At 37.6% G+C, this 20,573-nt stretch carries 20 protein-coding genes; 15 read left to right on the forward strand and 5 right to left on the reverse strand.

Translation table 11 applies throughout. The features are described from left to right. The first annotated feature begins 45 nt into the window (after positions 1 to 45). Positions 46 to 501, forward strand: a complete 456-nt coding sequence (locus tag HOO54_RS03720) for a MarR family transcriptional regulator (protein ID WP_172299304.1) — start codon at positions 46 to 48, stop codon at positions 499 to 501. Then, positions 498 to 3,137, forward strand: a complete 2,640-nt coding sequence (locus tag HOO54_RS03725; RefSeq protein ID WP_172292695.1) for an MMPL family transporter — start codon at positions 498 to 500, stop codon at positions 3,135 to 3,137. Before HOO54_RS03720 ends, HOO54_RS03725 begins: the two co-directional genes overlap by 4 nt. An 18-nt stretch (positions 3,138 to 3,155) precedes the next feature. Here HOO54_RS03725 and HOO54_RS03730 read toward each other — a convergent pair whose 3' ends face one another. Continuing rightward, positions 3,156 to 3,431, reverse strand: coding sequence for a hypothetical protein (locus HOO54_RS03730; RefSeq protein ID WP_172292697.1), 276 nt, complete (start codon positions 3,429 to 3,431; stop codon positions 3,156 to 3,158). A 13-nt stretch (positions 3,432 to 3,444) separates the two neighbouring features. Beyond that, positions 3,445 to 3,777: a hypothetical protein gene (locus tag HOO54_RS03735; protein WP_172292699.1), complete on the reverse strand. Its 333-nt coding sequence runs from the start codon at positions 3,775 to 3,777 to the stop codon at positions 3,445 to 3,447. Between the two features lie 252 nt (positions 3,778 to 4,029). Here HOO54_RS03735 and HOO54_RS03740 point away from each other — a divergent pair, with 252 nt between their 5' ends. Next, positions 4,030 to 4,791 (forward strand): N-acetyltransferase, encoded by a 762-nt coding sequence (locus HOO54_RS03740; RefSeq protein WP_172292701.1) that lies wholly within the window; start codon positions 4,030 to 4,032, stop codon positions 4,789 to 4,791. A gap of 38 nt (positions 4,792 to 4,829) precedes the next feature. Here the strand turns inward: HOO54_RS03740 and HOO54_RS03745 are convergent, their stop codons facing one another. Together HOO54_RS03745 and HOO54_RS03750 are read right to left on the reverse strand one after the other, a co-directional pair. Further along, positions 4,830 to 5,267, reverse strand: coding sequence for a GNAT family N-acetyltransferase (locus tag HOO54_RS03745; protein ID WP_172292703.1), 438 nt, complete (start codon positions 5,265 to 5,267; stop codon positions 4,830 to 4,832). A gap of 298 nt (positions 5,268 to 5,565) precedes the next feature. Then, a complete protein-coding gene (locus HOO54_RS03750) occupies positions 5,566 to 6,135 on the reverse strand; it encodes an LOG family protein (RefSeq protein WP_172292705.1) in 570 nt (189 codons plus the stop codon). Positions 6,136 to 6,233: 98 nt separating this feature from the next. Between HOO54_RS03750 and HOO54_RS03755 the strand changes: the two genes are divergently transcribed. Beyond that, on the forward strand, positions 6,234 to 6,557 hold the full coding sequence (locus tag HOO54_RS03755; protein WP_172292707.1) for a MazG nucleotide pyrophosphohydrolase domain-containing protein: 324 nt from the start codon (positions 6,234 to 6,236) through the stop codon (positions 6,555 to 6,557). A gap of 48 nt (positions 6,558 to 6,605) precedes the next feature. Here HOO54_RS03755 and HOO54_RS03760 read toward each other — a convergent pair whose 3' ends face one another. Continuing rightward, positions 6,606 to 7,046 (reverse strand): DMT family transporter, encoded by a 441-nt coding sequence (locus HOO54_RS03760; protein ID WP_172292709.1) that lies wholly within the window; start codon positions 7,044 to 7,046, stop codon positions 6,606 to 6,608. 190 nt (positions 7,047 to 7,236) lie between these two features. Here HOO54_RS03760 and HOO54_RS03765 point away from each other — a divergent pair, with 190 nt between their 5' ends. The 11 genes from HOO54_RS03765 (at position 7,237) to skfF (ending at position 20,571) form a co-directional block, all read left to right on the forward strand. Further along, positions 7,237 to 8,679, forward strand: coding sequence for a 4-hydroxyphenylacetate 3-hydroxylase family protein (locus HOO54_RS03765; protein ID WP_253907606.1), 1,443 nt, complete (start codon positions 7,237 to 7,239; stop codon positions 8,677 to 8,679). A 28-nt stretch (positions 8,680 to 8,707) separates the two neighbouring features. Continuing rightward, positions 8,708 to 9,910: a M24 family metallopeptidase gene (locus HOO54_RS03770; RefSeq protein ID WP_172292711.1), complete on the forward strand. Its 1,203-nt coding sequence runs from the start codon at positions 8,708 to 8,710 to the stop codon at positions 9,908 to 9,910. Positions 9,911 to 9,914: 4 nt separating this feature from the next. Then, the gene (locus HOO54_RS03775; protein ID WP_172292713.1) at positions 9,915 to 10,937 is read left to right on the forward strand and encodes a cysteine synthase family protein; all 1,023 of its coding nucleotides are present in this window, start codon (positions 9,915 to 9,917) and stop codon (positions 10,935 to 10,937) included. Positions 10,938 to 10,947: 10 nt separating this feature from the next. Further along, positions 10,948 to 11,616, forward strand: a complete 669-nt coding sequence (pyrE, locus tag HOO54_RS03780) for an orotate phosphoribosyltransferase (RefSeq protein ID WP_253907607.1) — start codon at positions 10,948 to 10,950, stop codon at positions 11,614 to 11,616. A gap of 1,075 nt (positions 11,617 to 12,691) precedes the next feature. Further along, positions 12,692 to 14,323, forward strand: a complete 1,632-nt coding sequence (locus HOO54_RS03785) for a Na/Pi cotransporter family protein (RefSeq protein ID WP_172292717.1) — start codon at positions 12,692 to 12,694, stop codon at positions 14,321 to 14,323. Between the two features lie 143 nt (positions 14,324 to 14,466). Continuing rightward, positions 14,467 to 14,727, forward strand: coding sequence for a YiaA/YiaB family inner membrane protein (locus HOO54_RS03790; protein ID WP_172292719.1), 261 nt, complete (start codon positions 14,467 to 14,469; stop codon positions 14,725 to 14,727). A gap of 647 nt (positions 14,728 to 15,374) precedes the next feature. Further along, positions 15,375 to 15,542: a sporulation killing factor gene (gene skfA, locus HOO54_RS03795; RefSeq protein ID WP_172292721.1), complete on the forward strand. Its 168-nt coding sequence runs from the start codon at positions 15,375 to 15,377 to the stop codon at positions 15,540 to 15,542. Between the two features lie 67 nt (positions 15,543 to 15,609). Continuing rightward, entirely contained in the window at positions 15,610 to 16,833 is a 1,224-nt protein-coding gene (skfB, locus tag HOO54_RS03800; RefSeq protein ID WP_172292723.1) for a sporulation killing factor system radical SAM maturase, read from the forward strand. Next, positions 16,830 to 18,317: a CPBP family intramembrane glutamic endopeptidase gene (locus HOO54_RS03805; RefSeq protein WP_172292725.1), complete on the forward strand. Its 1,488-nt coding sequence runs from the start codon at positions 16,830 to 16,832 to the stop codon at positions 18,315 to 18,317. The genes skfB and HOO54_RS03805 overlap by 4 nt, the downstream gene beginning before the upstream one ends. An 18-nt stretch (positions 18,318 to 18,335) precedes the next feature. Then, on the forward strand, positions 18,336 to 19,061 hold the full coding sequence (locus HOO54_RS03810) for an ABC transporter ATP-binding protein (protein ID WP_172292727.1): 726 nt from the start codon (positions 18,336 to 18,338) through the stop codon (positions 19,059 to 19,061). Then, entirely contained in the window at positions 19,054 to 20,571 is a 1,518-nt protein-coding gene (skfF, locus tag HOO54_RS03815; RefSeq protein WP_172292729.1) for a sporulation killing factor system integral membrane protein, read from the forward strand. The genes HOO54_RS03810 and skfF overlap by 8 nt, the downstream gene beginning before the upstream one ends. The last annotated feature ends 2 nt before the right edge of the window (positions 20,572 to 20,573 follow it).

Below are 20,573 nucleotides of genomic sequence, written 5' to 3' on the forward strand. Positions count from 1 at the left end.
ATCATATAGTTTAAGGGTCTAAACTAAATGTGGGGGTGAAAGCTTCTGGATGAAAAAAAATTATCCCAAGCCATCGATCTTTTTGCTGAAGTATTGTTTGATGCTACAGAATATGTGCAACGGGAAATCAACCAGGATTTGTTTGAACATATATCCAGAGAGCAGGCCGACTTGTTAACCATTTTAAAAATAAAAGGTTCGTGTTCTCCAGGTAGTTTGGCTCTTATACAAAATGTTCATAAAAGCGCTATTTCCAATAGGTTGAAAAAGTTGTTAGAAAAAGGGTTTGTTGAATGGGATGATTCTCAAATTCATCGTGATAAACGTTCTAAACGAATTAATATTACGAGAAAAGGCGAAGGAATGATAGAGGAATTAAATTCTGCTATTTTTAAAGCTTTAAGAAAGCTAATAGATGAAGTAGATGAGGAACATTTAGATTCTTTTATTAAGATTTTTACAATTTTAAAAGGCAAATTTAAAGGAGACTTTTCTGAATGAGATTGATTGTGAAATTCAAATGGTTGATTGCGTCGATTATCTTAATGCTTACTGCTGTATTGATCGTATGTTCCCCAAACCTAACGGAATTGGCAAATCAAAAGGGACAGTCTCAGCTGCCAGCTGATTCAATGTCAGAGAGAGCAAAGGACATTTTAAAAAGTGCTGGTGAAGATCATCAGACCATTAGTGTCGTATTTAAGTTAAATCAATCCTTAAAACGTGAAAAATTAGCTAAGATCATAGATCAAATCGAAAAAATAGCTGGTGTCAAAAGGGTAACTTCTCCTTTTGATCAAAAAATGCGTGGTCAACTTATATCTAAGGATCAGAAGACAGTTCTCTTGCCTGTTATGGTTGAAGGATCTGATCAACAGGTAGAAAAGATTGCGGACAACATTTATAAAAAGGTTTCTGATGAGTTAACGGTATACATTACAGGCGCTTCGCTTATTAATCAAGACTTTGCCCACAGTTCTGAGGAGGGTCTAAAGAAAACAGAAATCATTACAGCATTTTTAATTGTAGGTTTACTTTTGGTTGTTTTTCGCTCAATCGTTACCCCTTTCATCCCGATGATCACAGTTGGGTTCTCCTATCTCATCAGTCAATCGTTATTAGCAATCTTAGTGGAACATGTTGATTTTCCAATTTCGACTTTTACCCAAACTTTTTTAGTAGCCATCTTGTTTGGGATTGGGACAGATTATTGTATTCTGCTCCTCACACGTTTTCGTGAAGAGCTGGCAAACGGACATGACAGAATTGAAGCGACCCTTATTGCTTACCGTACGGCAGGGAAAACACTATTTATTAGCGGTTTTGCGGTGTTAATAGGATTTTTCGCTTTGGGTTTTGCCAAGTTTGCTGTATTTCAGTCTGCTGTAGGGGTTGCAGTCGGGGTTGGCGTTTTAATGCTGTTGCTATATACTTTATTACCATTGTTTATGGTAACACTGGGAGAAAAAATATTTTGGCCGTCGAAAAAGGTTTTTTCTCATGGTGATAACCGATTATGGTCCTTTCTTGGTAAACAGTCAGTTGCAAGACCATTTTTATTTATCATCATTACAGCTGTTATTACTGTTCCGTTTATTGTGACGTATGATGAGCAAATTTCTTTTGATTCGACTTCAGAAATAAGCAGTAGTTATAAATCGGTAAAAGGAATTGAGGCAATCAAAGAAGGTATTGGTGAAGGAAAAGCTTTTCCTGTGAATATTATAATAAAGGGAGAAAATAAGTTAACGACAGCTGATACAATCCCATTTCTCGGGAACCTTAGTCAAGCAATTGAGAAAGTGGAGCATGTTGATTCGGTCATGACCATCACGCAACCAACCGGAAAGAAAATGGATGATTTATATATAGACCACCAGTTACGGGCAGTATCAGACGGATTAGAAAAGACAACCAAAGGGCTTGACGATGTTCAGAGCGGTTTAACGACAGTAGAAGAAGGTCTGAGAAAAATAATCGGGCAAGCGGCTGGTTCAGCAACAAGCCAACAATCAGGAGGTTCACTAGCAGGTGCGGCAAAAGCTGTAGGGAAAATCAAACGTCAGCTAGGACTTGTCAGCAAACAGATGGCGCAAACGGGTAATGTTTCAGAGGCGGTTCCTCAGCTTACAGCGATCAGTGGCCAATTGGTGAAAATTCAAAGCAGTCTTCAGCAGGCAAATCAACAGTTTGCTGGACAGCAAAAGCAGGCAGGTACACTAAAAAATCATCTCGGTCAGCTAGCAGGTGGTGTGAAGAGTGCAAACGCTGGTCTTGTCAAAATAGCAGATGGTATAACTAAATCCCGTCAAATTTTAAAGGAAATGAGTGAAAGCAGAAACTTAAATGACACGGGAATATTTATCCCTCAGCAGGTGATGGAAAACAAAGACTTTCAAAAGTCTATTGATCATTACTCATTTTCAGATGGCAAGGGTGTTCAATTAAGCGTAGGGTTAGATATTAATCCATATTCAGAACAAGCGATTACGACAATTAATGAAATAAAAAAATCTGTTGCAGATGAAGTCGCAGGTACCCCTTTAAAAAAGGCAACAATTATGTATGGGGGAGTGACAAGTCAAAATGCAGATTTAAAAGATATCTCCACCGCTGATTTATCTCGAACAATGATCATCATGGTGGTTGGTTTGTTTTTCGTGTTATCCATCTTGTTTCGTTCAATGATGATGCCAATCTATATGCTTGCATCTCTATTTGTCACATATTACACAGCCATATCTATAACGGAATTCATTTTTGTGCACATCAGTGGCGATGATGGTATTAGCTGGGCCGTACCATTCTTTAGTTTTGTTATTCTTATTGCTTTAGGAATAGATTATTCGATCTTCTTGCTGGATCGTTTTAAAGAAGAAATTCAGCTCGGAATTTCTCGAGGCATTGTAAGGTCAATGAGTAAAATGGGTTCTGTTATTATGACAGCGGCAATTATTCTAGCAGGTACATTTGCTGCAATGATGCCATCTGGGGTAAATACTTTAATGCAAGTCGCTACTGTTGTTATAATCGGTTTGCTTCTTTACGGGCTCATCATCCTACCGCTTTTGATTCCATCAGTCATCATCTCATTTGGGGAAGGAAACTGGTGGCCGTTTTCTAGAAAAAAAGAGTGATGAAGGTATTTTGATTCATCACTCTTGCCTTCTTGTTTTCCTGTAAATAATGGCTGAAATCCACAACACAAATCCGACTGTTCCTGTAGCAATTGGATATGTGAGCGGGAACAAAATAGAAGGATAGCCTGTTAATATATCTGAATGATAACCTATCGGCATTAATGATGTCTCTGAAACCTCAATTAAACGAACGGCAAGTGGATATTTTAATCGTTTTTGATAAGAAATTTTTTCTTCTAATATATCTCCTTTTTCATCAATCCAAAGGATTTTCCATTTACTATTTTTCATTTCAACATCATCATCAGTAAGTCTTTGTTATAATAGCAATTTGCTTGTTCACCTTTAAAATATCAAGCCATGAGAAGTAACGACCACCTCCATCACGGTTTGACAGCCAAATTTTATCTGCTTTTGTCACTTCTTTTTCATTTACATAAAGATGAATTTTTACAATATCTCCTGCTTTCACACTCTCATCTATATCAAATGAAGTCAAATTTGCTTTTTTGCCTGTTTGCTCCTCAACAATTTTGATATGTTGGTCATTAACCGTTACTTCTTGGACGTCAATATGTGTTGGAAAGCCATCCTCTATATAGACATGTTGAATCATATATTGCGATTTATCAACCACTCAGTTACGACTTCATGTGTGATTTGAAACAATGGTATGGCTGAAATAAGGAATAACAAAAGTCCCAGTATATATAATATTTTGCTCACTTTGCTCCCTCCTTTATAGATGTTGTTCGACCAATACTGACAAAAACCTTTGTCAAAGAGAGACTCAGGGCTCATAAAATGATTTCTAAAAAGAAGAGCTGGGCTTTATAATGAAAGAGAAGTTTCGTGTTTTCTTTTACCTAATGGAGAGGTGGAGCGAACTATGGCATACATTGAATTAACAAAAGACAATCTTGATGATCATCACATTTGCTGTGCATTAGGTGCAAAACAGTATGAACAGGCTGTTCATGAGAAGAAGAACTGGCTGAAGGAGCGGATGGAGGAAGGGTTAATATTTTATCGTTTAAATGAAAGAGCAAAAGTTTTTATTGAATATTTGCCCGCAGATCAGGCCTGGATTCCGCTTCATGCACCAAATTACATGTATATCAACTGTCTGTGGGTATCAGGGAAATATAAGGATCAAGGTCATGCAAAGCAATTGCTAGATCAATGTGTCAATGATGCAAAGGCTCGCGGTATGGACGGAATCGTCCATATCGTAGGAAAGAAAAAGCTGCCTTACTTGAGTGATAAGCGGTTCTTTGAACATATGGGGTTCAACATGTCTGATCAAGCAGATCCCTATTTTCAATTAGCTGTTTTAAAGTGGAATGATCAAGGAGTGAATCCTAGTTTTAAACAGCAAGTAAAACAAAACGAGGTAGATGACAAGGGAATAGTCATTTACTATACAGCCCAATGTCCATTTGCTGTGGGGATGATAGAAGAATTAAGAAAAGTAGCGGATCGAAACGGTGTTCATTTTCAATCATATCAATTCAAAACAAAAGCTGAGGCGCAAAATGGACCGGCGATATGGACGACATTTGCCGTGTTTTATCAAGGTAGATTTATCACCCACGAAATCATGAGTGTCAACAAATTTGAAAAATTACTTCACAAGTTAGGAAATACATGAGAAAAAGGCCGCTCTTGTAGCAGCCTTTTTCTGGTATTCTATGTAGTTAATTCTTTTGTCATCAAAACATGCGGAATACCCTCTTCGATAAATACATCTGATGTCGTCTGATAGCCAAGTTTTTCATAAAAACCTTTTGCCTGTGTTTGCCCGTGCAGCTTTACTTTTGTAAGGCCTTTTTTTCTAGTGATGTCCTCCAAACCTTTGACAATGACTTTCCCTAGTCCGAATTCTCGATAATCTTTTAGAAGACAAATTCTTTCCAGTTTGCCGATGTCTTCAACCCAACGAACTCGTCCAGTTCCAACAGGTTTATCATCATAGTAAACTAAAATATGCTGGCATTGTTCATCAATCGTATCGTATTGATCAAGTTCTTCAGACAATGGAACGCCTTGTTCTTCAACAAACACTGATATTCTAATCTCAAAAGCTTTTTTTAAATCGCTTTCAGTTATGATTCTCTTGACATTCATTCAGTTCAGTCCTTTCTTGGCGGATATGATCTTATCATTTTAACAGAGAGAAACTGGTTTTGTAGACTAAAAAAAATGACAGCATACAATCAGTATGCTGTCATAGAGAATATTATATGTTAGCCGTATTTTCGTTAATTACTTTATTAGTGGCATTTCGGCTCATAAGATTAATAACTAAGATACTGATGACCACTATGGTTCCAATTATTGAAAAAAGAAATGGTGAAAAAGCTTTATCTGTCGAAAATTTTAGTTTAAAAAGAGCAGTCATGACCTGCTCTGCTCTTAAAAAATCTCATGTCGTATATGTTTTTACACTTGGTGCTTCATATGTAGAAAATCGTTCTATTAATCTCTCGGGATCTTGCTCAATAACCGTCATTGCCCGGTATTTCTCCTGTAAAAATTCTTCTTTTGTCATATGGCTAAAAAGCGATATGAGATGGTCATAGTAATGATTAATATTTAACAGCCCGCAAGGTTTTTGATGTAATCCAATTTGTGCCCAAGTAAAGACCTCAAAGAATTCTTCAAGTGTACCAGGTCCACCTGGAAGCGCAATAAATCCATCTGCAAGCTCTGCCATTTTTGCTTTTCGTTCATGCATGGAATGAACAACGATCAGTTCCGTTAAACCAGGATGAGAAATTTCTCGGTCTTCTAACATTTTAGGAATCACACCGATCACTTTGCCGCCTTCCTCTAAGACTGTATTTGCGACTGTACCCATTATTCCAACACTAGCACCGCCATAGATAAGTGTGATCCCTTTTTTTGCTAATTCTTTTCCGAGCTGAACAGCCCCTTCTTTGTAAACCTTAGAGGCCCCATTGCTTGAACCACAGAAAACAGCCAGCCTTTTCAAAAAAAACTCCCCCAATCATTGTATAAAGTGACACTATTAAACATTATAGAAGAGATTCTGATAAAATGGAAGGAGTCTAAAATATGAGGGGGAGAAAGATGGATATTACTGATTTTCAGGACTGGGTCAGAAAATATTATGCTAAAAGAGGCTGGTCAGAGCTTGATATTTTTGTGAGAATTGGTTTTCTAGCAGAAGAAACAGGGGAGGTGGCAAGAGCGATTAGAGCGTTGGAAATCGGCAGAGACCGACCAGATGAGGGAGAAAAAATAACAAGTGAATTAAAACAAGATTTAACTGAAGAACTAGGTGATGTTTTAGGGAATGTGATTGTGATCGCTAATAAATACGATATATCTCTGGAAGAAATTTTTAACTCCCACAAAGAAAAGCTGGATGGGCGTTATTTTCAGAAGCAATAAATTGGAAAGGGGAGGGACTCATGAGGTGCTCCTCCTTTTTATTTCGTTTTAAAATCTTTGGACAATGACAACACCACAAATCACAAGAAGTACACCTAGTAATCTAGGAATATTAAGATTGTGTGTGGCTACACCGATTAAACCGAAATGATCAATTAAAACAGATGCAATCATTTGACCGAGCAAGATATAAGAAACTGTGGCAACAGCACCAATTCTCGGAATGAGGATAACAGTTGCTACGACATAAAATGCACCTAGCAGTCCTCCGGTCCAAATCCACCAAGGTGCTTCTAGCCATTCTTTTTTGATATGTACACTATTTCCAAATATAGATACTATCAATAAAGCAATTGAACCGACAATAAAAGAGATTGTCGAGGCTAGAAGTGGAGATCCGACAATTCCCCGTAATTGAGCATTAATACTAAACTGTGTAGGCAGAGCCATGCCTGCTAATAAAGAAAACACGATAAATATAATAACCATTCAATATACCCCTTTGTATTTTTTTACAGTATTAAATTAACATCATTTACATTATCTTGGTTTGACAATAAGAAACACACTGAGTTAATATTTGGGTGTTCATAATATTAGTAAAAGTGGAAAATTGCCGAACAAAAGCCATTTTAACACAAATTTTAACAATTGTTAAGGTGAAAAAGGGGGTCTTGTGTTGAGCAGTTATTTCGAAAGATTGAAATGTATGAAAAATGTGTACCTTAATGGCGAACAAGTGAATGATTTACTAGCTGAGCCTGCTTTTAAAGGGGCGGCACAAGCTATGCAGACGTATTATGATTTGCAAAAAGATGAACCGGAAACCCACTGTTTTCGTGATGAACAAGGAAACTATGCCCCGATTAGTTTAATGGTTCCAAAAACAATTGAAGATTTACGAAGAAAAAGGAAATCCTACAAAGCGATTGCAGATATTTCCTTTGGTATGTTAGGACGCACCCCAGATTTTATCAATGCAGCTCTTTCAACTTTGTATGCCCACTCCCACTTCTTAGGTATGGATCAATATGCCGACTATCAAAACAATGCAGTTGAATATTATAAATTTGTCAAAAATAAAAATTTGTTTATTGGACACGGCGCGATCAATCCTCAAATTGACCGTTCGGTTTCACTTGGTGAACAAACAAATGAATTTGCCGGTGTTCATGTCGTTTCCCATGATGTAAATGGCATAACCGTTAGCGGGGCAAAAATGATTGTCACTTTAGCACCGATTGCCGATGAATTGTTAGTTTTCAATATGCCTGGTTTACGGCCGGGGGATGAGAAATATGCCATTGCTTTTGCTCTTCCTGTCCAGACACCGGGAGCTAAGATTATTTGCAGAAAAACGACAGTCAAACCAACACTGAGCCAGTTTGATCATCCATTAGCCAATCGTTTTGATGAAATGGACGCTTACCTTGTTTTAGAGAATGTTCATATCCCTTGGAATCGAGTATTTATTTTCCGAGATGTGGAAAAATCAAACCTTTTTTATGATCGGACATTTATCAGACATCATACAGGGCATCAAGGGATTGTCAGAGGTGTATCGAAAGCTGAACTTTTAACAGGTGTAGCAATCAAATTAGCAAAAATGCTGAAGTTGGATCAGTTTGTCAATGTACAAGAAAAATTGGGTGAACTCACATCATCTGTAGAACTGTTAAAAGCAAGCATTATCTTAAGTGAAGAAACGGCTCATCTTAATGAAAAAGGGATCATCACGCCAAATATCCACACGATTCAAGCGATCAGATACCATTTTCCGAAAATGTATGAAAAGATGATCAAACATATTCAGTCTTTAGCTGCCGGCTCGATGTTGGCGACACCTCTTCTTCAAGATTTTCTGTCTGAGAATGGGGACATGCTGATGGCTGCTTTATCTACTGGAGAATTTGACGGACAAGAACGCACCAAATTATTAAATTTAGCTTGGGATGTGTCTGGAGATAGTTTCGGACAGCGTCAATTAGTCTATGAATATTATCATGCAGGTGATCCAATGAGAATTGCAGCAAATCATTATTTAGCCTATGAAAAAGAAGAAATGCTCGAAATGGTTGACAGGGCTCTAAATGAAAAACCTGAACTAATGAAGGTATACTAGACTTTTAAAAAGAGGTGCACGTAACGCAATGGGTGCTAATATTAAACGATTGATTTCGAAAATGGAAAATCAAAATCTTGATGCGATCATTGCTTGTACAAGAGAAAATATTCGTTACTTTGCTGGGTTTGATCCAGTAGTGAAAATATTAAACCCTTATTCTGGACAATGTTATGCTGTCATCACTGCTCAACATCCGGAAGTTGTTCATATTGTTCATTCAATAGGAGAAATCGATCAAGTTCTTGATGCCACATCGCAAATCGGTGAAGTCATGACATATGGAACATTTTATCGAGAAGATAACGGCAGATCAATGCTGACCGAAGAAGAACAGCTCCTAAAACACTATTCTCAAGTCAAAAACAGTTATAAAAGTGGAGAAGAAGCACTGCAATCTCTTCTCGTGAAACTTCATTTACATTCCGGACGAATCGGAATAGATGAAGAAGGGATAAACTTGAATGTAAAACAATTTTTAGCATCCAATCTGCCTGCTGCGGCATTTATTCCCTCATCACGAATGATTAAACTTGTCAGAGCTGTTAAAACGAGTGAAGAACTTGCGGCATTAAGTTACGCTGCCCAATGTATTGAACAAGCTGTTGACACAGTTGCAGCTGAAATTTATGAAGGAATTAGCGAAAAGGAAATTTTAAGAATATTCAATTATTTTATTGCCTCTAAAGGGGCAAATCCATATTTGCCTATGTTGAAAATTGGCAGACATGCTGTTGGCGGACAAAGACTTCAGCGTGATGACAACAAACTTCAGGCAGGGGATTTGATTTGGTTTGATTGTGACATTGTATGTGATGGGTACTGGGCTGATATTGCCAGAGTATTATTTTTCAAAGAATTTAAGCCGGAATATCAGAAATATAAGGCACTATATAAAGGACAACTGGCTGCTATTAAACAGATTAAACCAGGAATGAGCGGTGAAGCGGTTTTCCAATTAACCATGCAATCTGTCCATGAAGCTGGTTTTCAAGAATATAGGCGGCATCATGTGGGACATGGAATAGGTCTAGAACCTTATGAGCTTCCAATTTTAGCTCCCGGCAGTGAAGAAGTCATTGAAGAAGGAATGGTGTTGTCTATTGAGACACCATATTACGAATTTGGTCTTGGAGCATTGCATGTTGAAGATCCTGTCTATATTCAAGAAAACGGAAATAGAATGCTGACACAAAACCAAGCCGGCATTCAAGTTGTGGAGGGGAAATGAAATCATGATCTTAAACAACATTACAGATTGTATAGGCAATACTCCGGTTGTAGAGCTAAAAGATGATTTAGTATGTAAAGGAAAAAAACTGTACTTAAAATTAGATTATTTTAATCCCAATTTTAGTGTGAAAGACCGCACAGCTTATGGTTTGGTACAAGCAGCTTTTCATGAAGGAAGACTGAAAAGGGGCGGTATACTGATTGAGTCAACATCAGGGAATCTAGGAAAATCTTTAGCCATGCTTGGAGCTGTTTATCAATTTAAAGTGATCATTGTTGTTGACCCCAAAATTAGCCCCGCTGTCTTAAATTGGTATAAAGCATATGGTGCTCATGTTGAAATGGTAAAAGAACCTGCTGAAAAAGGAGGTTTTCAGCAGGCAAGAATCACAAGAGTAAAACAATTGTTGGAACAATACCCTGAAGCATATTGGCCAAACCAATACGATAACCCTGATAATCCTTCATTTCATTATGTGACCACAGCCAAAGAAATTGTGGAATTATCAGTCGACAGTGTGGTAGGTGCAGTCAGCACAGGAGGACATTTATGCGGGATTGGAAAGCGGGTCAAAGAAGAGAGAGCAAATATGAAAGTTGTAGCCTGTGATGTCAAAGGCTCAGCTGTGTTTGATCATCGATTCCGTCCTTACTTGATTAATGGTGTCGGATTAAGTTGGCGAGGGAATAATACTGATATCACAGTGATTGATCAAGTCTCAATCGCAAGTGACAGGCAAGCCATTTCGACTTGTATTCTCATCGCAAAAGAGCATGGCATCATGGTTGGCGGTTCCGGTGGATTGGTGATTTTCACTGCGCTTGCATGGTTGAATCAAAGCAATTGCAGTAGTGCAGTCGCCGTCATACCAGATGCGGGAATCAATTACTTAGACCAAATTTATAATGAAGAATGGAGAAGAGAAAAAGGGCTGGACACCATGGACAGAGCACAACTGAAAGAGGCCCTAGATCAGCAATTATTTATGGTTCCAGCAGAGAAAAAGGAATCTTTAAGTGTATAGGGAGATGAACATGTTAAATCAAACCTTTACTGAATACTTGTTTCATAACGAGCTGATTAAGTTTGGGGAATTTAAACTAAAATCAGGAAGATTAAGTCCATACTTCTTTCATCTCGGGTCGATTGATAACGCCGCAAAACTTTCAGCCTTAGGAGATTTTTACTCCACCGCTATTATTGACAAAAAAATTGAGTTTGATTGTTTGTTTGGTCCTGCATATAAAGGCATTCCAATTTCACTGGCAACTGCTTTATCTTTGTATAAAAAAGGGTATTCTAATGTGTCGTTTGCTTTTAATCGAAAAGAAATCAAAGACCATGGTGAGGGTGGAAAAATTATCGGGGCTAGTTTAAAAGGAAAAAAGGTTCTTGCAGTCGACGATGTTCTTACTTCTGGGAAAACAATTAGAGAGACAAAACAAGTGGTTGAAAGCGAAGGCGGAACACTGAATGCATGCTTAGTTGCTTTAGATCGAGGAGAAAAAGGGCTTAACTCTGAGGTGTCTGCACTAGAAGAAGCTTCTAAAAAGTATAATATACACATTTTTTCTGTGGCATCCATTCAGGATATTGTTCATTTTTTAGAAAATAATCATATATTTCCTCGTGAATATAATCAATCATTAAAAGATTATTTAAAGATATATGGAAGTCAACACACATCCATATTCCAGCAGTAGTATAAAAGCAACTTTTTTAAGGTTGCTTTTTCTTTCGTTCAGCAATTCTTCTAAAGAAGGGTGAAGCAGTTGGTTTATTCACTGATCCAGACAAAACCCGTAAACACGCAATTCATTTCTTAAAGGTTATCCAATCAAGGGCGATTTCAAGACAAATGTTCAAAAGTAAATGGGTGATAAATGACTTGAAACTCAAAGTTTCAGCCTCCAATCGGATTAGCAGTCAAGTTTTAAGGTGCAGTTGAAGTTGGCTCCATTAGCCCGCAACCGCAAAATGGAAATGCGAAACCTGGGATGTTACAGGTTGCCAGAAGGCGATTATGAATAGAATGGTTTTAATCATGATGGAATGTCAATAATTAAAAAAGGGTTAGAAAACCAGCCGGAAATTTCTGTTCCTTTAGGAATACGACTAATGATGATGAAAAAGGTTTAGCCATTTTTATTTATTGGGGGGTTATTTTGTCATTAATATGAGTTCGCCAAATCATGAGCATTTGCAATATGTACTGTTTGTCAGTTCATTAGAACCATTCTTAGATTCAATATGAAAAAAGAATGATAGGGACAAGATTTAAAATATGAAGAAATCGATCAAATCATTCATACAAATATAAAACAGAGGATTATTGCCAATAAGCCCAACCTAATAAAAGAGAAAGATGGTAAACCATTGGCAAGTGTCTCCAATCAAGTCATTAAACAAGTGTATAGGACTTCCGAATATCGGCAGTGGGGGAGTTTTTACAGAAAGAGATGCTTATGAAAAAATGAAAGCCCGGAGCAAATTTCTATTTCAGAAATCCGAAAGATTCGCTAGTTGACCGAGATCTTTTCGATATTAGCGAGTTCAACCCACTTTAATTCGGCTACTTCTAAAAAGAATGGCTAAGATAATCCTGCTTTATAAGGGAAGATCTACCTTAACTTATAGAGATAGTATTAAGATAATGTAAATTTTCAAAGCTAATGTTAAGTTATTGTAAATATTCGTTCTAAACCGTTTACATAAGCTTTATTCTCCAGCATAATCGTAGGGTATTTGTAGATATATGTCGAATTGGAGGGCAACACGTTGGGAATCGATATACAGCAATTGCTTTTTGAGTTTATAGGTGGTCTTGGTATCTTCCTCTTAGGAATTAAGTTTATGGGGGAAGGTCTCCAAAAGTCGGCAGGTGATAAACTGAGAGATATTTTAGATCGCTTTACAAGCAATCCTCTAATGGGAGTGCTGGCGGGAATTATTGTGACAGTTTTGATTCAAAGCAGTTCTGGTACGACCGTTATTACTGTTGGTCTCGTTAGTGCTGGATTTATGACGCTCCGTCAGGCAATTGGAGTGATTATGGGTGCAAATATTGGAACGACAGTCACAGCGTTTATCATTGGCTTTGATGTAGGTGCATATGCACTGCCGATCATTGCGATTGGAGCGTTTCTGTTGTTCTTCTTTAAAAATAAAAAGCTTCATCATCTAGGCCAGATCATATTGGGTTTTGGTGCCCTTTTCTATGGTTTGGAATTGATGAGCAGCGGAATGAAACCATTACGAACGGTTGAAGCGTTTCATGATTTAACCGTTAGCATGAGCGAAAACTCAGTTCTTGGTGTTTTGGTGGGTACCCTGTTCACAGTGCTTGTCCAAAGTTCAAGTGCAACAATCGGTATTTTACAAGGGTTGTTTGCTGATCACTTAATTGATTTAAATGGTGCTCTCCCAGTATTATTCGGAGATAATATCGGAACAACGATTACCGCTGTACTGGCATCTCTCGGTGCTTCTGTGGCAGCAAAACGAGCAGCGGCTGTTCATGTGTTGTTCAATTTGATCGGAACAACTATTTTCTTGATTTTACTTAAACCGTTCACAGCATTGATTTTAATGCTTCAATCATCATTGGGATTGGATCCTAAAATGTTAATTGCATTCGCCCACGGAATTTTTAATACAACAAACACGTTAATTCAACTCCCGTTTGTTGCGGTGTTGGCGTTGATCGTTACAAAACTGATTCCTGGGAAAGATACAGTTGTAGATTACAAAGCAACACACCTTGATCCGATCTTTATTCAACAATCACCTTCAATTGCTCTTGGTCAGGCAAAGGAAGAAGTGTTGCGTATGGGTGAGTTTGCGATAAAAGGACTTGAGGAAACAAAGGCATATTTAAAAACAAAACAGATCAAACATGCACAAGGCGCTTTTCAAATCGAAGACGCAATTAACAATCTTGATCGGAAAATCACCGATTATTTGATCGAACTGTCAGCAACGACTCTTTCTGAACAAGAATCTGCTGAACACCATATGTTAATCGATACAATTAGAGATATTGAAAGGATCGGCGATCATTTTGAAAACTTGGTGGAATTGATCGAGTACCAGCAATCAAACCGAGTGAAAATTTCTGAAGCGGCAATGAAAGATTTAACGGAAATGCTTGATTTGACAATGGCAACAGTTGAACAATCACTGTCCGCTCTGAAGGAAAAAGATGAAGAAGCCGCAAAGCGTGTTGTCGAAAAAGAAAATCAAATTGATAAAATGGAACGAAAGCTTCGTAAAAAGCATATACTTCGTTTGAATGAGGGACTGTGTAGTGGTCAAGCTGGTGTGATTTTTGTTGATATTACTAGTAACTTAGAAAGAATTGGTGACCATGCTGCCAATATTGCGAACGCTGTTTTAGGAGAAGAAAAGTAATCAAACCGGGGGGAGCCCCGGTTTTTTTAGGTCTATTTTCTTAGAGTGGGGCGAAATTACTAAATTGTATGTTATGGAGATGTTCTTCTTCTTTTGAGAAGTTAAATCAAGTATAATAATGATATCCATTAGGAGGTATCAAGATGCAGAAGTACAAAAAAAGAAATACTACGGCATTTACAGTCATGTCATATTTCACATTTTTCGCGGGGGTATTTTTATTCAGTATTGGTCTTTACAATGCTGGTGGTTTAGAACTTCATGAAAAAGGTTACTACATAGCTGTGATGATTTTAGTAGCTGTAGGTGCTATCCTGACACAAAAAGTAACAAGGGATAATGCTGAGGATAATGAGATGATTGCTGAACAAGAAAGAAGATACAACATCTCTAATCAAGATTAATGCACCCATAAGGCATCATCGATTTGTAAAAGCGATTAAAGAACATAGGGCTGTCCAATAAGTCGATTTTTTGACGATTGGACGCCCTTTTTATGTTTTATAATTTTTCTCTTTTCGTTTCGACAGCCTTGTAGAGCTGTAGTTATTTATGCTGATAACGGCTTTAAATTTTTCATATTGAAAGCCTTTCAGAAGCATGCTCATGAATTTATACAATTTTAAATTCCCTTGTAAACGGATTTTTTCGTCTATTCTCTTTAAAATTATGATGATCCTTTTTTGTCATCGAATAGGTTTACAATCCAAAGAACTATAAAAGAAAAAAAGATCCAACCAATTAAGTAGAAAAAATTTTTCGGTACAAACATGCTGTAATAATAAGAAAAAAGCGTAACAACAGTAAACAAAATCGTATATTTCAATACTTTTTTCATAATGAACACCTCAGGAATTCTTTCGCGTTCTACTATGTCTATTATCCTATAATCCCCCTTTTCTAATCATTCTAAACACACATTTAAATCTTTCCATTTTATTGGTTTATCATCTAAAATTCACTTTACTTCGACAAGAAAAAAAAGGTATTGTAAAAATAAATGGAATCGATATACCTTAGATTCCATATAAAGGGATAGGAGGTGTTAGGAATGAGTCATAATAGCAAGGAATGGGAATCTGTTAAACAGAATAAGCTTGGTAAACCAGCTGGAACATCACTTGTGAAAACTGCTGGGTGTATAGGATGTTGGGCTTCTAAAAGTATTCAAATGACACGAGTATGCCCGCTTCCGCATCCTGCTATGAGAGCAATCTAGTTTATTGTAAAAAATGGATAGAGGGCAAGGGGTTTCTAGGCTCTCTATCCTTTTTAAGGGGGATTTTATGAATCAACATTTTGCGTTACCACCGGATCTTGCCATACATTTTCAACCTCATGGGGTTGTGCTTGTTGATCGTCATAGCATGGTTTATTTCAGGTTAAGTGGACGAGGTGCACAATTAGCCTTTTTATTGGCAAAGCATCATGATATTCATAAAACAGCACAGATTTGGCGGTTAACAACAAAAGAGGAGATTGATGCTGATCAATTAAAAAAAGAGTTAAGTGAGCATCCATTTACAGCTGCTTGGACAGAAGGGTTTTTTAATAAACCATTAATGATCAGCGGTTCTATCCAATCTTACTTACCGCTAAGTTGTACATTACAGTTAACTAACGCCTGTAATTTGAATTGTTCATTTTGTTATGCAAGTTCTGGAAAACCATATCCAAATGAACTGTCAACTTCACAATGGCTAGAAGTGATGCAAAAGCTTGCTGCCCATGGTGTGTCTGATATTACACTAACTGGAGGAGAGGCAAAACTGGTCAAAGGATTTAAAGAGGTGATGACAGCGGCGAGTTGTTTTTTTAACAATGTTACGTTGTTTAGTAATGGACTGAACTGGAAAAGTGATGAAATTGAACTTTTAAGTCACTTAGGAAATGTTTCGGTACAAATCAGCATTGATGGTCTACCAGAAACTCATGATCAATTAAGGGGACGGAATGACGGTTTTCATGAAAGTATGAAAAATGTCAAACGTTTAACGCAAAACACTGTTCCTGTTATGATCGCCATGACAGTTAATCCGCAAAATGCACACCAAGTTTATGATGTGATTCAAGCATGTGCAGAAGCAAATGCCTCTATTTTTAGAGTGGGAAAAACACTTGCTTTAGGAAGGGCAACTGATGACACGATTGCCTTACCTAAAGACATGGAAAATGCAATCAAACAACAGCTGAAAGATGCAATTCATAAGTGGGGCGATCAAATTGTTATTGTGGATTGGGAAGAAGATAACAAAACAAAATTCAATGATTTTTGTACACCAGGTTTTTTGTCATGGTACATTCGCGCTGATGGTTCTGTGACACCGTGTCAAATAGAGGATACAACGATTGGGCATATTTTAAATGATAGCTTGTTAAAGATTGGTGATCCTAAAAACTTATGGCAGGCAAGGTGTAATGCTAAGCAATGCAGATGTATCAAGAAAATTGAATTCTCTGAGCCTGACCTGCCTTTTGGACTAAACGAAATAAACGAGGTTACGATATGATTGGTTTGTTATGGATCGTCCTTGCTCTTTTAGGGTTATATTTGTTTTTTCGCTTTAAGCCGCCTGTTTATCAATCTTTACTGCTTGATAAAGAAACTGCACGACAGAAATCAGCAGAATTTATTAGAACACATCTTGGTGTTGATGTGAGTAAATGGAAATCTTTTGCTGTGTATTGGTATGACCATGATACAGTGAATAAGCTACATCATGTTGGTCTTTTAAATCAGACTCGTCAAGTCCTCTATAACTGGGGATTACTAGAATCGTGGAGAATTCGATTTGTCAGTCAGAATCAATCGATTATCACAGGTGTAAATGCAAAGGGTGAAATCACTTTTTTTCATGCTGATGTTCGCAAGAAAAATCTGCAGACAACCGGTCTGGGGAGGGTTTCTCTAGAACAATTAAAGGAGGATCTCGCTGTTGATCACGAGGGATTGTGGGCTCAGGCGAAAGCGACTGGTTCTGGAGAAAAACAAGAAGACTTAGAACAAGTGACAACTTATTGGTATATGGCAGAGTCAGCTAATATCAGAATGAAAATGGCAGTTGAGTTATATAATCAACATATTATCAGTCTTCAAACAGAACAAGAAATACGAACTGAAAACATGAACAAAGCTGTTCAAAAGGAACAACTTGAATCAACACTGGGGATCACAGGAGTCTTAGGTTCTTGCATTGCTGTGGTAGCAGCAATTATCGTTTTAATTCATTTGGATGTTCGTGCTGATATGACTGTTAGCATGATCATGGGCAGCATACTTGCCGTTTGTAATTTATTTTCGATAAAAGAAGATATCCAATTGACGATAGTAAATGCTTATGACTCTAGGATGAGCTTAAAAATGGTAAGCAGTTTGGCAATATTGTCAGCTGTTCTTGCAGGGATATTGATAGGGTTTGTTGTATTTATATGTTCATTGGCAGGAAACTCTTTGGGAGAAAATTTACATTGGCCAATTTGGGAAAAAGTAGGGAATCAGTTGCTGAGTGGGGGATGTGCGGGAATCATTTGCCTCGGTCTATCTGCTGTCTTTTTTTCGGTTTTGGAAAAGAAAAAATGGCTTCGAATTTCGCCTGAGCTCTCAAATCGAACCATCTATTTATCAGGTTTTACATTTAGGCAAGGACTAAATATGAGTCTGCAAAGTTCTTTGGTTGAAGAGACTGTCTATCGTCTGTTGATGATACCTGCCATTTGGTTTGTCAGCCATAGCGTGTTCATCACTCTGTTGGTTTCCTCTGGATTATGGGCGATCATGCATCAAGGTACTGGATATCATCCTAGATGGTTACGTTGGATACACCTGTTTGCCTTTGGCTGTTTTTTAGGTTTGTTGTTTATAGAATCTGGTTTTCTAGCTGTTTTTGCCGCTCACTTCATTTATAACTTCATTTTATTTTGTATGCCTCTATGGAACTACAACATTCAGAGAAAGCTAAACTTTAAAAAAACTTCTAAACAATCTTCATTCTAAAACTAGGAGAAGATGTCAATGAAAATGGTGGAAGTTCGTAACTTGGAGAAGAAATACCAGAATGATGAGGGAGTCGATCAATTATCATTTTCTCTTTATGCTGGAGAAATCGTTGCTTTGCTCGGTCCGAATGGGGCGGGCAAAACGACGACAATTCGCTGTCTGACAGGATTGCATAAACCGGATAATGGATATATTCGGATAGGGGGACAATACAAGCCTGGTGATACAAAAATGCAACAAATGGTCTCCTTAATCCCTGATCAACCTCATTTATATCCAACATTAACCATAGCTGAACACTTACAGTTTCGGGCAAGAGCATTTAAGATCAATAAAAAATCGCTGCAAGAAAAGGTGCTTGCAGCGTTACAAGAGGTGAAACTGAGGGAAAAGGCAGACCAACTGACAGGACACCTGTCAAGAGGTCAAAAGCAACGGGTCATTTTGGCTGGCGCTATTGTTCAAAATGCATCGATATATATGTTGGATGAACCGACAGCAGGTTTAGATATCCCATCAAAAAAATGGCTCGCCGAGTGGCTGATTGGAAAGGCGAAGCTGGGATGTGCCGCCCTTGTCTCGACACACAGTCTTGACTTTGTACTGGAAACGGCCCACCGAGTTTTGTTAATTCGAGAGGGATGTCTTATCTGTGAAATGTCTGTGCCGCATAATCAGGAAGAATATTCTGATTGGAAGCAGGAAGTCATTCGTTTATTAGGAGAATGGTCAGATGATTAACATCGTTTCAATGCTGTATCTTCAGACGAAGAGACGACTGTTGAGCCAGGCGCATGAGAAAAGATTTCCTATTTTGCTGTCCATGATCCTTTTGCTATTCGTTGTGATCCAAATGGAGTGGATTGCAAAGGCGGAGGAATGGGACATCACGTTGACCGGTTGGGTGGTGGCCGGTGTATTGCTTGCATTTACATGTTTCGGTCTATTTTCAAATCGGATTCCAGGACAGATGGAGGATGTCATCTGGCTTTACACAGCACCATATCCATTATACAAGATAATTTATTCTGTCTGGATTTGGAATATTGCTTGGAAAAGCCTGCTGTGGTTATGTTCAGGAATATTAGCTGATTTGTTTTTATTGCTGTTCAGACAACAGGATCCTCAACTAACGGTCAAGGCACTTCAGTTTGTTTTATTCATCATTGTGCTTGAAGCTTGGGTTTTAGCGCTAACATCTGCAAGAAATCTTAAAAATTTAAAATTGATATTAACTGTCACTTTATTATGCTCTTTCGCGGTCTATGGACTCACTCTTTACTACTACTTTCTCACCCGGAGTCATTCATTATGGTGGGATGTGCTTGGCAGAGAGATTGGGGAGATCGGCTATATTATAAAAGGAAACTATTCGTTGACAGCCTATATCGTACTTACTGTTTTCTTGGTTTTATCATTTATCATCATCCGTTTTACTGCCAATCGACTGGAATGCAAAGAAAAATTGGTGAAAGAAGCTGAATTTTGGTCGGAATTTCGAGAACAACAAATCGGTATAGGTCAATTGAAAGAAAAGCAAACTTGGTGGGGGATGAAAACACTAAACGGTATTTTTTCTTTTTTATGGGTGGAAATGTTACTTGTTAAGAAAAACTTGGTTTTTCATACTTCGCATTTTATTGCTTTATTATTGATTTTTTACTATTTAATTTCAGTCAATCTTGATTGGTTTTATATATTCTTTACGATGATTGTTTTGACAGCCTTTTTAAGTTCTTACTACTCGAGTTTAATTAGACATGCAAAATCCGGTGACTTGTTTTTGCTTCCAGGATCACTATGGAAAAAAGCCATTCTTTTAGAATTGGGCAACACATTATGGATGTTTTTTCTGTTTGTTTTATCTCTTGGGATTTGTCAATTGATTGTGTTTATTCCGAAGGGGGAAATGCTTCTCCTTTTCATTTACGGACTGGGAAGTTATGTTTTCATGTTGGCTATTCGCTGGGCTGTTTTCGTTCAAACGTATGCATTGAATCCCAAGCTTCCTTTCGTCCTATATTATAAAGTGTTTACATTAACAAGTATAGTAAGTTTTCTCTTTGTTTTCATACTTCATAAAGCGGCACAACACGGACCGGCAATTCTATTGCCCATTCTTTTCATTTTATCTGGCGGCTGGATTTGGTTTTTATTCTGGAGGTATAAATCGCGTATTCGCTTAGTATATCTTTGGGTAGGAACGTTTCTGTTTCCTATACTATTATTTCTTATAAGCGGAATACGATAAGT

This window comes from Bacillus sp. WMMC1349 (genome assembly GCF_013155385.1).
GTDB lineage: Bacteria > Bacillota > Bacilli > Bacillales > Bacillaceae > Bacillus.

Coding starts and splice junctions, on each gene's coding strand:
- HOO54_RS03755 (WP_172292707.1), top strand. CDS start 6,234: ATGGATATTACTGATTTTCAGGACTGGGTCAGAAAATATTATGCTAAA.
- HOO54_RS03805 (WP_172292725.1), top strand. CDS start 16,830: ATGATTGGTTTGTTATGGATCGTCCTTGCTCTTTTAGGGTTATATTTG.
- skfF (WP_172292729.1), top strand. CDS start 19,054: ATGATTAACATCGTTTCAATGCTGTATCTTCAGACGAAGAGACGACTG.
- HOO54_RS03760 (WP_172292709.1), bottom strand. CDS start 7,046: ATGGTTATTATATTTATCGTGTTTTCTTTATTAGCAGGCATGGCTCTG.
- skfA (WP_172292721.1), top strand. CDS start 15,375: ATGAGTCATAATAGCAAGGAATGGGAATCTGTTAAACAGAATAAGCTT.
- skfB (WP_172292723.1), top strand. CDS start 15,610: ATGAATCAACATTTTGCGTTACCACCGGATCTTGCCATACATTTTCAA.
- HOO54_RS03775 (WP_172292713.1), top strand. CDS start 9,915: ATGATCTTAAACAACATTACAGATTGTATAGGCAATACTCCGGTTGTA.
- HOO54_RS03725 (WP_172292695.1), top strand. CDS start 498: ATGAGATTGATTGTGAAATTCAAATGGTTGATTGCGTCGATTATCTTA.
- HOO54_RS03745 (WP_172292703.1), bottom strand. CDS start 5,267: ATGAATGTCAAGAGAATCATAACTGAAAGCGATTTAAAAAAAGCTTTT.
- HOO54_RS03730 (WP_172292697.1), bottom strand. CDS start 3,431: ATGAAAAATAGTAAATGGAAAATCCTTTGGATTGATGAAAAAGGAGAT.
- HOO54_RS03810 (WP_172292727.1), top strand. CDS start 18,336: ATGAAAATGGTGGAAGTTCGTAACTTGGAGAAGAAATACCAGAATGAT.
- pyrE (WP_253907607.1), top strand. CDS start 10,948: ATGTTAAATCAAACCTTTACTGAATACTTGTTTCATAACGAGCTGATT.
- HOO54_RS03740 (WP_172292701.1), top strand. CDS start 4,030: ATGGCATACATTGAATTAACAAAAGACAATCTTGATGATCATCACATT.
- HOO54_RS03770 (WP_172292711.1), top strand. CDS start 8,708: ATGGGTGCTAATATTAAACGATTGATTTCGAAAATGGAAAATCAAAAT.
- HOO54_RS03790 (WP_172292719.1), top strand. CDS start 14,467: ATGCAGAAGTACAAAAAAAGAAATACTACGGCATTTACAGTCATGTCA.